An 11,919-nucleotide genomic window follows, 5' to 3' on the forward strand; every position below is an offset into this window, starting at 1 on the left:
CATGGAGTACCGGGCACTCAAGGTCCGTCGGCAGCCCGAGGCGCTGCGGATCGTCATCGACCGTCCCGGGCAGGACAACAGCATCAACGGGGACCTCATCGAGGACCTGCACTCCGCGCTCGACCTCGCCGAGGCCGATCCCGCGCTGCGGCTGATCGTGCTGGAGGGCTCCGGGCCCGTCTTCTGCTCCGGGATGGACTTCGCCGACGCGGCCCGCGACGCCACCACCGAAGGCGGCCGCACCCTGCCGACCGAGGGCGGCCGGGCCTTCTACGGCCTGCTCAGGCGATTGACCACCCTCCCCCGGATCGTCGTGTCCGTGGTGGACGGCCGGGTGACGGGGGGCGGGGTCGGGCTGGTGGCCGCCAGCGACTTCGTGTACGCGAGCGAGCGCAGCAGCTTCGCTCTGCCGGAGGCGCTGTGGGGGCTGTTGCCGTGCTGCGTGACGCCGTTCCTGATCCGGCGGATCGGCTTCCAGCCCGCCTACGCGATGACGATGAGCACCCTGCCCGTCACGGCCGCCCGAGCCGCCGAGCTGCGTCTGGTCGACGAGCTCACCGACCACGCGGAGCGGACGCTGCGCCGGCTGGCGTCCCGCATCACGAAGATCGACGCGAGCGTCATCGCGGACGGCAAGCGGTACTTCGCCCGCATGGGGACCTCGCCGGAGGAGCTGGAGGAGGTCGCCGTCGCCGAGTTCGCGCGTCTGATGTCCTCCCCCGCCGTGCGCGACCGGATCACCGGCTTCGCGACCGAGCGGCGCATGCCCTGGGAGACCGTCCGGTGAGCCCGGCGTGATCGGGTGCATCCTTCCCCCCGAGGCGGAGTGGGCCGAGATGTTCGGCGACACCGAGGAAGGCGGGCTCTATCCCGAGGAGGAGGCCCTCATCCGTGGCGCGGTCGGGTCGCGGCGCCGTGAGTTCACGACGGCGAGGGTCTGCGCGCGGCGGGCGTTGGGGCGTCTCGGAGTGGCTCCGGCGCCCCTGCTGCCGCAGGGCCGCGGGGCGCCCGGCTGGCCCCCCGGCGTGGCCGGGAGCATCACCCACTGCAGCGGCTACCGCGCGTGCGCGGTGGTGCGGCGTGGCGACGTGCTGTCGCTGGGGATCGACGCCGAACCCAACGAGGCGATCAGCGCCGGAGTGCTGGCGATGGTCGCGCTGCCGCACGAGGCGGATCAGGTGCGGGAGCTCGGGGCTCGGATGCCCGGGGTGTGCTGGGACCGGCTGCTGTTCAGCGCCAAGGAGGCCCTGTACAAGGCGTGGTATCCGCTGACCGGCATGGAGATCTCGTTCGAGCACGCGGAGGTGGGCTTCGAGCCGGAACGGGGCGCCTTCGGCGTGCGCATGCTGGTCGCTCCCCCGCCGGGACGGAGCGTGCCACCGATCCGTGGACGCTATCTGCTGACGGGCGGCCTGCTGCTGACGTCCGCGGTCTGCCGTACGCGGCGGGGCTGAGAAAGGGCCGGGGGGCGACGCGTGCGCGTCGCCCCCCGGCCCGTCTCCCCGGTCAGGAAAGGGAGAACTCCAGGGTGTAGTCGGCGTTCCGATAGCCGCCCTTGCCCGCCAGACCGGTCAGGTCCCCCGAGCCTGAGCCCGGTACGACCTCCCAGACGACCTCCACACTGGTCTCCGTGTAGGTGCCGTGCATCTGCAGGACGAACGAGCCGGCCCGGCCGGCGAGCTTGCCCTCGAAGCGCTGGGTGCCGACGAAACGAGTCCCCGCCTCGCCGATGTAGGCAAGGAGCCAGTCCGCCCGCCCGCCGCCCTCCAGGTCGCCGACGAAGGCGGCCTGGCAATGGGCGTTCGCCTGCTTGCACTGCCCCTCGGCCTCGGCGGTCACCGCCTCGACCCAGTCGGAGACGTCCAGCGTGCCCTTGGCGATGGTGGTCATGTACGGCCTTTCGACAGGAGGTGGGGTCAGCGGCCGAAGACGACCGTGCGGTACCCGGCGGCCAGCGCGTGCGACTGCATGACGACGTTGACCGCGGCCATGGGCAGGTCCTTGGGGACCTTGATGTCCTCGGTGTCGAGTGCCACCACGGTGAAGACATAGCGGTGGGGGCGGTCCCCGGCCGGCGGGCAGGCGCCGCCGTACCCGGTGGTGCCGAAGTCCGTCCGGCCGAGCACCGCCGGTGCGGGCAGGCCCGGGTCACCCGGCGTACCGGCGCCCGCGGGCAGCGAGGTGGTGCTCGCCGGGATGTTCCAGGTGGACCAGTGCCAGAATCCGCTCGAGGTCTTGGAGTCGACGTCGAAGAGCGAGATGAGGTAGCTCTTGGTGCCGGCGGGCGCGCCGCTCCACTTGATGGCCGGGGACTTGTTCTTGCCGGTGCACTCGAACCAGCCGAGCATCTCCTCCTCGCTGAAGGTCTCCCCCGGCGGGATGTCCGGAAGCTGCACGTTCAGGCGCGGGAGGCTCGGGGGCAGCGCCGGCCGCTGGGCCACGGTCACCGTCCCGCGGCTCGCGGTGGCCTCCCCGGGGGAGCTTGCCATGGCGAAGGTGGTGGAAAGGGCCGCCGTACCGGCGACCATCACGGCGGTGAGCGTCTTCAAACGCACGTCTGTTCCTCTCTGGGCGTGATCCCTTGCGCGCAGCAGACTCACACGGTGGGCGGCGCCGCACCGCCCAAGATTGAGCAGCCCAGGGCCCGGGCGAGGTCCTGGCGGACCGCGCCGAGGACGTCGTTCTCCTCGTCCTTCAGATAGAAGTGGCCACCGGGGAAGACCCGCAGGCCGAACTCGCCCGAGGTCTCCTCGCCCCACGCGAGCAGCTCCGGCCGGTCCACCTCGGTGTCGTCCGTGCCCATGTACGCGGCGACGGGGCAGCGCAGCCGGGGCCCGGGCAGGGTCCGGTACGACTCGTTGAGTTCGAAGTCCGCCCGGAGCGTCGGCAGCAGCAGCCGCAGCAGCTGCTCCTCGCCGAGCACCTCGGGCGGCGTGCCGCCGAGGACGCTCAGGCCCGCGAGGAACTCCGCGTCGGGCAGCGTGGAGAACCCCCGGCGCGAGGTGGGCAGTCGGGGGCCGCGCCTGCCGGACACGATCAAAAGCCCGGGTCCGCCCCTCGGCCCCGCGGAGAAACGGCGGGCCACCTCGTAGGCGAGGATCGAGCCGAGGCTGTGCCCGAAGAAGGCGTAGGGGCGGTCCAGATGCGGCTCCAGGGCCTCGCACAGCGGTTCGAGCAGCTGCTCCACCCGCCGGTAGGGCAGCTCGCGTACGCGCGCCTCCCGGCCGGGGAGGACGATCGAGCGCACGTCGATCCCGGGGGCGAGGGAGTGCCGCCAGGGACGGTAGGCGGTCGAGCCGCCGCCCGCGTGCGCGAAGCAGAACAGGCGGACGGCGGCGGAGTCGGTGCTCACCCCCGCGTCCCCGGCGAGCCAGCGGTTCGCGACCGTCACGTGCATGTGTTCTCCCTACTTCCCTTGCCGGCCGAGGATCACGCTGGTGTTGAACCCGCCGAAGCCGAAGCCGTTGGACATCGCCTGGTCGATGACGGCGGGGCGCGCGCGGGCGCCGACGAGCCGGCCGCCCGTGCCGATCGGGGTGACGAGGTTGGCGTTGGCGTGCACGAAGCCGTGGCGCATCTGCACCAGCGTGGCCACGGCCTCGACGACGCCCGCCGCGCACAGACAGTGCCCCACGAGGCCCTTGGTGGAGTTGACCCAGGGACGGCCCGAGCCGGAGCCGAAGACGGTCCGCAGCGCGGTGAGTTCCACCTCGTCCCCGAGGGGAGAGCCGGTGCCGTGCGCGTTGACGTAGTCGATCCGGTCCGCGGTCAGGCCCGCGTGCCGCAGGGCGCGCGCCATCACCTCGGTCTCGTCGGTCGTCCGCGGGTCGGCGAGGCCGTTGCCGGACAGCTTCATGGCGTACCCGTCCACCCGGGCCCAGGGAGCCGCTCCGCGCCGCTCGGCGGAGGCCGCCGACTCCAGGACGACGCAGGCGGCGCCCTGGCCGGGGACGAAGCCCTCGTGGCGCGTGTCGAAGGGGCGGCTCGACTGCTCGGGTGGGGTGTCCCGCCCGCCCGCCATCGCGCCGAGGTTGTAGAACGCCTGCCGTTCCATGTCCGAGAGGTCGGTGAGCGCGCCGAGGACCAGGCAGACGTCGACCGCGCCGGAGCCGACCAGCCGGGTGGCGTTGATGAGGGCGACGTTCCCGCTGGCCGACGCCCCGCCGACGGTGTACCCCTCGCCGGTCACCCCGAGCAGCTCGCTCACGGTTCCGACGTGGTCGGTGTCCATGAACTGCAGGGGGTAGCGGGCGGGCAGGTGCACGGGGCTGCTGGTGTAGCGGGGCCGCACCTCCTCCGCGTACCGGCCGCCGAGGTTGTGCCCCGCCACGACCAGCCCGATCCGCTCGCCGGGAACGTCCGCGCGGTGCAGACCGGCCCGCTCCCAGCCCTCCAGGGCCACCGTCACGGACGCCTGCACGGTCATGGGCGAGCGGCCGGCGAGCCGGACGGCGGCCCGACGCAGGGGTTCGGTGCGGTCGGCGATCGCGGTCCGCAGGTCGAAACCGGCCAGATCGCAGGAGAGCAGGGGCCGCAGTTCGGGGTGGTCGCCCTCGACCCTGCGCCGGCCGATACCGGAGGTCCCGGCGCGCAGGGCGGCGGCGAACGTGTCCACGTCCCGGGCTGTCGCGCAGAGCACACCCGCCCCGGTGATCACCGTCGTCACGGGGTGTGGCGGCGCAGAAGGCGGGCGAGCGAGCCGATGTCGGACACGTCCGCGAAGTCGGTGACGGACAGGCTGATGCCCAGCGCGTCCATCGTCATGGTGACGACGTCGACCCGGTCGATGCTGTTCGCGCCGAGGTCGGTCAGGGACACGTCCTCGGTCACCCGCTCGGGATCGACCTCGGGCAGGACCACCAGTACGCTGCCGCGGATCGCCGTCAGGACCGCATCATCCATGGTTGTGTCTCCGTTCCGGCGGCTCAGCGCCACTCGTACGTCCGGTGGTAGTCCTTGGTTCTGGTGTGCACGAGCAGCGGCCGGTCCCCCGGCAGGTACTGCTCGTAGGCGGCGGTGTCGACGGTCCGGTTCTCGACCGGCACCAGGGTGCGCAGGTTCTCGGGCAGCAGCCCGGCGTACTCCTCGAAGGTCAGCCGGCGGCGGCGGGCCAGCCGGCCCCCGATGTCCTTCGCGCGGACCGCGTCGGCGGAGGCCGGGCCCGCGACACCGCTGAAGAACTCGGCGGAGCAGCCGGAGCCGTACGAGTACAGGCCGATCCGCAGGTCGCTGTCGATGCGGTCCGTGGCCAGGAGGCTGGCCAGGGCCAGGTACAGGGAGCCGGAGCAGAGATTGCCGACCTGCGCGGGGTACGCCAGCGAGGCGGCGACCCGCCGCTCGAAATCCTCCTCGGCCTGCCGTGCGGAGGCGCCCGCCTCGCGCATCAGTTTGCGGTGCGCCGCGCGGACGAGCCCGCTGAAGGGCGTGTGCATCGCCAGCCGGTCGAAGGTGGTCGGGAAGTCGGCTCCCTCCACTCGCGTGCGGTAGTCGGCGAAGCTGTGCGTGAGGCAGTCCAGGTAGGCGAAGAGCGAGCGGTCGACGTCGGCGATGTCGAACTCGGGAGTGGGCCGGGCGGAGTCCAGGGTCTCGTAGCTGTGCAGCCCGAACGCCCCGAGGTCCAGTTCCAGCACGGTGGGCCGGTCGCTCAACAGGACGGCGGCCGCTCCGTGTCCGGTTGCCGGTTCCGCGTAGCCCGCGCGGGCGTCGACGAGGGCCACGTCGGTGGCGACGACCAGGGCCTTGGCACCGGGTGAGGCTCCCGAGGCGAGATAGCCGGTGGCCAGCTGGAGCGCCCCGGTCGCCGCGTAGCAGGCCTGTTTGGCCTCGAAGAGCCGGCAGGTGCGGCTCAGGCCCAGGTACTCGTGGACGTAGGACGCGACCGACTTGCTCAGGTCCAGGCCCGACTCCGTGGAGGTGACCAGGACCTCGATGGCGTCCCGTTCGGCCGGGTCGAGCGCGTCCACGAGGGACTTCGCCGCGTTGACCGCGTTGGTCACGGGGTCCTCGAAGGGCAGGCCGATCGAGCGGTGGGTCATCGCGAGGTTGGCCAGCCGCTCCTCCTCGAGGCCGCGGCCGGCGAAGAGTTCGGGGACGGGAATCTGCGCCAGTCCCGTGTACACGTCGAGCGCCTCGATGCCGTAGCCCATGTCAGCGTTCCTCGGTCAGGACGAGGAAGTCGACCAGGGCGTCGATGTCGGGGAGTTCGCTGAAACTGGACATGCTCTCGTCCAGTCCGAGCCGTTCCAGGATCCCGAGGATGATCTCGACCCGGTCGACCGAGTCGGCCCCCAGGTCCCGCAGGTGCCTGCCGCCGATGATCTCCTCCCGGGGCACGTCCGGCAGGATCCGCCCGACGACCTCCTGGACCACCGCGGTCATCCGTTCCCGGGCACCGGTTGGCGTGGTCATTGCTCTCGCTCTCCCTCCAGTCGGAGTGAACACACGGCCAGCAGACGGCCGGTGCCACGGTCGCTCAGCACCACGTCGACGGCTTCGTTGCCGTCGGGTCGCCGCCAGTGCCGCAGGGCCGCGGTCAGCGGTTGCCCGGCATCGGCGTTGCCGAGGTAGCACAGCTGTTGGTCGACCACCAGGCGGGCCAGGAAGGACCGGTCGTCGCGGCCCAGGTGCCGCCACAGATGGAGCAGTGCCCGGTCGACGATCGAGAAGTAGGCGGCGAAGTAGAGCAGCCCGGCGCCGTTGAGGTCCCTGGACGGATCCACCTCGTAGTCGACGCTCAGGTCCGTCTCGAGCCGGTCGTCCTCGTGGTCGAGGAAGGTCAGCTCCCGGCGGGCCCGCCCGTAGGCGTGCCGGGGCGAGAACTTCTCCGGCAGCACCGGCAGATGGCCGTGGGCGAAGTCCGGCGGTGAGGAGCGGACCAGGCCGGCGTTGGTCCCGCCGGCGCCACGGGCGACCCAGCGGTTGAAGTTCTCGACGTAGAGGCAGTCCGGGTCGTCGAAGGCGTAGAAGTCCTCGGGGTCGAGGGGTCGTGCCGCCTTCTCCGCGGAGCGGGTGATCCGGTGCAGGGTGAGCACCGACTCGCTGCCGAACCCGAACAGCCGGGTGGCAATGTGGAGTTCGTCGCCGAAGGAGGGGCTGCGCAGGTGGAACCGGCGGCTGCCGCGCACCCGGTAGTAGTAGAAGGACAGGTAGGTGGGGGCGCCGGAGGCGTCCCTGGCCCGCAGGACGTCGGTACCGCAGGCGGCGGTGACGGCGTCCCACGTCCAGTCGCCGATCTGGCCGGCGAAGAGGGAGTTGTGCCCGCACATGCCGGGCCGGATGAGTTCGGAGCGTCGCATCGTGGTCATGCGCGGTCCTCCTCGGGCCGATGGCCGGGCTCGTGGCCGGGCTGGTGGCCCGCCGGCTGGTCCTCGGGCCGATGGCCGGGCTCGTGGCCGGCGAGGAAGGGCAGCAGCAGCCGGTGAACGTCGTCCGGGTGCGTGAGACAGGGGAAGTGACCGGCGTCGGCGAGTTCGGTGAAGTGGGAGTCCGGGATGGCGCCGTGCAGCAGATGGACGGCCTTCACCGGGATGACGGTGTCGTGCCGTCCCCACAGCACGAGCGTGGGGACGGAGATCTCCGGCAGCCGGGCGAAGAGCGTGGGCTGGGCGGCGAACACGTCCAGATAACTGAGCCCGGTCTGCGGGCTCATGCTCTCGCAGCGCAGCAACAGTTCCTGCAGGGCGGCCCGGTCGTCCGGGGCGATCCCCCGGTGGGCCTCCATCCGGTCGAAGTCCTCGGCGGCCACGATCGAGAGCCGGTTGACCTCTCCGTTGCGGTTGCCGACCTTGTACGAACTGCCGACGAGCGTGAGCGAGGCGGTGTCGGCGGGGTGCCGCAGCGCGAAGCTCTGCGCCACGAGCCCGCCGAAGGAGGAGCCCAGGACGTGGACAGGGCCGGTGACACCGAGCCGGTCGAGGACGGTCCGGTACAGGGCGGCGATGCCGTCCAGGGTGAGGTCTGCGGAGACGGTGGTGGCCCCGACGCCGGGGTGGTGCACGGTGATCATCCGGTAGCGTTCGGCGAGCCGGGCGTACTGCCGGGCGAAGACGCCGGCGCCCACGTTGAAGGGGGTCATCAGGAGCAGGACGGGGCCCGTCCCTCCGATGAAGACCTCGACCTGTCCCCCGGGCAGATCGATCAGCCGGCGTTCGACGGCGGGGGCGCACTCGGCCAGGACGGCGGCGTTGTCGTCCCGGGCACGGTGGCCCTCGCGCATGGCCCCTTCGATGTCCTCGGGGAGGGCCGCGGCCGGATGGAACCGGTCGTGCGTGCCGGCCTCCCTCGGACCGCCGACCGGCAGGAGGTCGGGCGCCGGTGCCTCGTCCTGCCACAGCGCGGCCAGCCGGGACGCGGCCTCGGCGGCCCGTGCGGTGCCGAAGCCGAGGGGGACCGCGAGCCGGACGCGCCGGGGGTCGGCCAGGTGGGGCGCGGCGCGCACACCGGTCTCCCGGTAGATCCAGGCGAGGGCGGATTCGACCGGCCGTACCGTGCCCGCGAAGCGCGGCATCCGGTCCACGTCGAGCAGGACGCAATGTCCGCCCGCGGGCGCGGCGACCGGCCATCCCGCGCGCTCCAGTCCGCTCCACAACACCCGGACGGACGCCATGCGTTCCTCGACCAGGGACGTCACCTCGTCCTGCTCGGACAGCGCACGGGCCAGCAGCCTGCGAGCGGACAGGCCGACCTCGGCACCGCGCGCGGCCACGTGCTCGCGCACCCGGTCGGCGAGCGTGGGCAGGGCGGTGGCCAGAAGGCCGCCGGAGGCGACGCCGAAGTCCTTGGAGAGACTGAGCGTCGTCGCGGACGCGGTGGCGAGCAGTGCCTCCACCGCCTTCCAGAGGTCCGCGCCCCGCCAGGCGTCCTCGTGGGCCACCACGAACGCGGCGTTCTCGACGACGCGGGTGGCGTCGAGAACCAGGGGTACTCCGTGGGCGTCGGCCGCGGCTCGTACGCCACGGAGGTTGGCCACCGACACCGGGTGGCCGCCGTCGGCGTTGCCGCTCAGTTCGACGGCGACGAACGAGACGTCCTCGCCGGCCTCGGCGAGCCGCGCCCGCAGACCCTCCAGGTCGAGGTCGCCCGCGAAGGCCGCGCCGTGCGGTGCGCGGGGGGTGGGCAGCGGGGTGAATCCCGCGTCGGTCAGGTTCAGCAGCCAACTGGGGAACAGGCCGTTGTGGACGACCGTGCCGCGCGGTCCCGGCCAGCCGCGGCACAGCAGCGCCTCGGCCGCCCGGCCGGATGCGGTGGGCAGCGCGTACGGGAAGGGCAGCCAGCCCGGCGGGGTGAAGTCGACGGGGGCCTGGTCCCGTTCGATCAGCTCCCGGAGCCTTCGCTCCCGGGCCAGGACCCGCGGATCGTCCAGCTCCGCCCAGGAGTCGGTGACGAGGTCGAACGCGACGTCCGACGACCGCAGGGCCAGCGGGTTGTACCCGGTCTCGGCGAGCCGCGCGGCCCACGTGGCCCGCGCGGGCTCGCCCGCAGCGACAGGGGCGACGGGGGCGACGGCAACGGGGTGCGACGGCACGGTGGGCGTGAGAACGGTGGGCGTGAGAACGGTGGGCGTGGGAACGGTGGGCGTGGGAACGGTGGTGCGGGGCGGGGGTGTTGCGGTGCCGGTGCTGTTGCCGGTCATCCCCGGTACGTCGGCCTCGATGTCCGGGTCGGCGATCATGAGGATCACCTCGGCCACCGGCGTGGGCGGCCGGTCGGTCGGCTGGCACAGGTAGATCGGCTGGTTCACGGGCCGGAACTTGTTCTTGAACCGGAAGTTGCCCTCGCCGAACACCCCGATCGAGCGCAGCTCCGCGAGCCCCTGCTCGACCTCGGGCGCGGCGTTCGGCGAGTCCGCCAGCTTGACCCCGAAGCTGGCCCCGAAGCTGAACAGCTCCGAGCCCTCCTCGCGCAGCCGGCGCAGGATCTCGACGATCGCGTACTCGAGCCCGCCCCTGGGGGCGTCGGCCGGGTAGAACTCCAGGTCGAGGAGGTAGCCGGGCTCCGACGGGATCTCGGTGACGATCACCGCGCTGACCGGCTCACCGTTCACCCGGGTGAGGAACATCCGGTGCCGGTCCGCCAGCCGGCCGCGCTCCAACTCCTTTCGGACGACGGCCACATACGGGTTGACCATCTGCTTCTGGTCACCCCACCGGTCGATCATCGCGGTGATCTCGCGGTCGGTGGCGGGGTCGGAGCCCACCTCGTACTCCGCGGTGGAGACGCGGCCCGAGCGCTCGAAGCGGGCGACCAGGTTGCGCAGCCTGCTCATCCGGCCGCCGGACAGCGTGAACGAGGCGAGGTCCTCCAGCCGTTGGACCGCGCCGAAGGGGGTGGCGGTGAGCGCGGTGCCGCCGGCCTGGGCGAGCGGGATCAGGGAGAGGAAACTGGGCCGGAGGCCGTGCTCGGCGGCGTACGCGAGCCACTCCGCGGCCAGCGGGGCGAAGTCCTCCTCCGCACCCGCGTAGCTCCAGGCGAACAGGTGCTCGTCGCGACGGGAGAAGTTGAAGTAGGCGCGGCGGGTCGTGCCGACGAAGGCCAGCGGGGCGATGTCCCGCCCGGCCAGGCCGCCCTCCTTCGCGTGCCGCCGGTCGATCCCGGCGAGCAGCTCGGCGACCTCGGGGAGCTCCCCGAGCCCGCGCTTGCGCACGATCAACGGGCCGTCCGTCCCTGACCTGTACGGCCGGTCCGGCGAGGACCGGCGCGGTGCCTCCACCACGGGCTCGGCCAGGACCACCGGGCGCGTGTCCCCGGTCGGGCCGCCGAGCGCCAGGGCTTCGCCGAGCAGGCGGGCGGCACGCTCGGCACCATAGGACTCGGCGAGGTGGGTGGCGAGGCCGGGCAGCGTCGGGTGGTCGAACAGCAGGGTCTTGCGCAGCGAGCCGAACCGGCGCTCCAGCGCGCCGACGGTGCGCAGCATGTCGAAGGACGTGAGCCCGTTGTCGGTGAAGGAGCGCTGCCGGTCGAGCGGCCGGCCGGTGACGAGCTCGACGAGCGCGGCGAGCGGCTCATCGATCCCGCCGTCGTCGGCGGGTCGGGGGGCTGCCGTGCCGGCCGCGAGGTGGGCGGCGAGGAGTTCGACACTGTCGTGCTCGTACAGTTCGGCCGCCTGCAGCTCCACGGCGAAGACGGCGGCCAGCCGCCGGGCGAGATCCATACGGAAGATGGAGTCCAGCCCCAGGTCACCGAACGGCTGTCGCGGCGACAGCTCCCCCGGCTCCAACCCGAGGATGTCGGCGACCTGATCGGCTATCTGCCGAGCGACCGCCGCGGTGTCGAGGCCCACCCGCGCGGAGGCCGCGGTCGGCGTCGAGGCGGGCGCCGACGGCGCGGGCGACGTCGGGGCGGGCGACATCGGCATGGACGCCGGCGGTGTGGGCGCCGACGACGGCCGCTCGGCCCGTACGGGCACGGTCGGCGCGGGCGGTGGCGGCGTCGGGTCGGGCAACGGTGTCTCGGCCGGTGCCGGCACCTGACCGGCCGTCGTGGGCGGCGCGGGGCGGGCGGGTGCGGGCGGCGCGGGAGCTGCCGTCGTGGGCGGCGCGGGGCGAGCCGTCGTGGACGGCACATGACCGGCCGTCGTGGGTGGCGTGGGGCGGGTGCCGAGTGGGGGCAGGGTGATCTTCGTGCCCCGCCCGCGGGTCCGGTCGGGACCTCGGTCCCGGGGGTTCGAGGTCTCCGGGGACACCTTCGCCTCCTTCTTCCGCGGCCCGCGTTCCTCACGCGGGCCGACGCGGTCGTCGAACCAGTACCGGCGGCCGCCGAACGGCGCACCGGGCAGGGGTGTCCGGCCCGGCTCGTGGCCGAGCCAGCGGTCGGCCCACGCGACCTCCGCGCCCTCGATCCAGCGGGCGGCGAGCCGGGCGAGCGGCAGATCAGCCGCGGCGGGCCGGGATCACGAGGGGCGTCTTGAGCTCGAGTTCGTCC

The 11,919-nt window shown here is 73.0% G+C and carries 12 protein-coding genes; 3 read left to right on the forward strand and 9 right to left on the reverse strand.

Annotation, left to right across the window (positions count from 1 at the left end; translation table 11 throughout):
* Position 1: 1 nt before the first annotated feature.
* Positions 2-787 (forward strand): enoyl-CoA hydratase-related protein, encoded by a 786-nt coding sequence (locus tag AB0E14_RS29010; protein WP_362424483.1) that lies wholly within the window; start codon positions 2-4, stop codon positions 785-787.
* A 7-nt stretch (positions 788-794) separates the two neighbouring features.
* A complete protein-coding gene (locus AB0E14_RS29015; protein ID WP_362424486.1) occupies positions 795-1,454 on the forward strand; it encodes a 4'-phosphopantetheinyl transferase superfamily protein in 660 nt (219 codons plus the stop codon).
* Positions 1,455-1,506: 52 nt separating this feature from the next.
* Here the strand turns inward: AB0E14_RS29015 and AB0E14_RS29020 are convergent, their stop codons facing one another.
* The 9 genes from AB0E14_RS29020 to AB0E14_RS29060 are packed head-to-tail and all read right to left on the reverse strand — an operon-like array spanning position 1,507 to position 11,278.
* A complete protein-coding gene (locus tag AB0E14_RS29020; protein WP_362424489.1) occupies positions 1,507-1,890 on the reverse strand; it encodes a DUF3224 domain-containing protein in 384 nt (127 codons plus the stop codon).
* Between the two features lie 26 nt (positions 1,891-1,916).
* Positions 1,917-2,555 carry a YbhB/YbcL family Raf kinase inhibitor-like protein gene (locus AB0E14_RS29025; RefSeq protein WP_362424492.1) on the reverse strand — a complete coding sequence of 213 codons (639 nt, stop codon included), beginning with the start codon at positions 2,553-2,555 and terminating at the stop codon, positions 1,917-1,919.
* 41 nt (positions 2,556-2,596) lie between these two features.
* Positions 2,597-3,397 (reverse strand): alpha/beta fold hydrolase, encoded by an 801-nt coding sequence (locus AB0E14_RS29030; RefSeq protein WP_362424495.1) that lies wholly within the window; start codon positions 3,395-3,397, stop codon positions 2,597-2,599.
* Between the two features lie 9 nt (positions 3,398-3,406).
* Positions 3,407-4,666 (reverse strand): beta-ketoacyl synthase N-terminal-like domain-containing protein, encoded by a 1,260-nt coding sequence (locus tag AB0E14_RS29035; protein ID WP_362424498.1) that lies wholly within the window; start codon positions 4,664-4,666, stop codon positions 3,407-3,409.
* A complete protein-coding gene (locus AB0E14_RS29040; RefSeq protein ID WP_362424501.1) occupies positions 4,663-4,902 on the reverse strand; it encodes a phosphopantetheine-binding protein in 240 nt (79 codons plus the stop codon). Before AB0E14_RS29040 ends, AB0E14_RS29035 begins: the two co-directional genes overlap by 4 nt.
* A 23-nt stretch (positions 4,903-4,925) precedes the next feature.
* On the reverse strand, positions 4,926-6,146 hold the full coding sequence (locus tag AB0E14_RS29045; RefSeq protein ID WP_362424504.1) for a hydroxymethylglutaryl-CoA synthase: 1,221 nt from the start codon (positions 6,144-6,146) through the stop codon (positions 4,926-4,928).
* 1 nt (position 6,147) lies between these two features.
* Positions 6,148-6,408 carry a phosphopantetheine-binding protein gene (locus AB0E14_RS29050; RefSeq protein ID WP_362424508.1) on the reverse strand — a complete coding sequence of 87 codons (261 nt, stop codon included), beginning with the start codon at positions 6,406-6,408 and terminating at the stop codon, positions 6,148-6,150.
* Positions 6,405-7,304: an LnmK family bifunctional acyltransferase/decarboxylase gene (locus tag AB0E14_RS29055; RefSeq protein WP_362424511.1), complete on the reverse strand. Its 900-nt coding sequence runs from the start codon at positions 7,302-7,304 to the stop codon at positions 6,405-6,407. The genes AB0E14_RS29050 and AB0E14_RS29055 overlap by 4 nt, the downstream gene beginning before the upstream one ends.
* On the reverse strand, positions 7,301-11,278 hold the full coding sequence (locus AB0E14_RS29060; RefSeq protein ID WP_362424515.1) for an alpha/beta fold hydrolase: 3,978 nt from the start codon (positions 11,276-11,278) through the stop codon (positions 7,301-7,303). Before AB0E14_RS29060 ends, AB0E14_RS29055 begins: the two co-directional genes overlap by 4 nt.
* On the opposite strand from AB0E14_RS29060, the gene AB0E14_RS29065 reads away from it, so the two are divergent.
* Positions 11,265-11,468 (forward strand): hypothetical protein, encoded by a 204-nt coding sequence (locus AB0E14_RS29065; protein WP_362424518.1) that lies wholly within the window; start codon positions 11,265-11,267, stop codon positions 11,466-11,468. The two genes, AB0E14_RS29060 and AB0E14_RS29065, sit on opposite strands and share 14 nt — an antisense overlap.
* Positions 11,469-11,919: the final 451 nt, after the last annotated feature.

The organism is Streptomyces sp. NPDC047981 (assembly GCF_040653315.1).
In the GTDB taxonomy this organism is placed as follows: Bacteria; Actinomycetota; Actinomycetes; order Streptomycetales; family Streptomycetaceae; genus Streptomyces.

Excerpts from the sequence above, each read along its gene's own strand:
- AB0E14_RS29010 (WP_362424483.1), top strand. The coding sequence starts at position 2 with ATGGAGTACCGGGCACTCAAGGTCCGTCGGCAGCCCGAGGCGCTGCGG.
- AB0E14_RS29020 (WP_362424489.1), bottom strand. The coding sequence starts at position 1,890 with ATGACCACCATCGCCAAGGGCACGCTGGACGTCTCCGACTGGGTCGAG.
- AB0E14_RS29030 (WP_362424495.1), bottom strand. The coding sequence starts at position 3,397 with ATGCACGTGACGGTCGCGAACCGCTGGCTCGCCGGGGACGCGGGGGTG.
- AB0E14_RS29040 (WP_362424501.1), bottom strand. The coding sequence starts at position 4,902 with ATGGATGATGCGGTCCTGACGGCGATCCGCGGCAGCGTACTGGTGGTC.
- AB0E14_RS29045 (WP_362424504.1), bottom strand. The coding sequence starts at position 6,146 with ATGGGCTACGGCATCGAGGCGCTCGACGTGTACACGGGACTGGCGCAG.
- AB0E14_RS29050 (WP_362424508.1), bottom strand. The coding sequence starts at position 6,408 with ATGACCACGCCAACCGGTGCCCGGGAACGGATGACCGCGGTGGTCCAG.
- AB0E14_RS29055 (WP_362424511.1), bottom strand. The coding sequence starts at position 7,304 with ATGACCACGATGCGACGCTCCGAACTCATCCGGCCCGGCATGTGCGGG.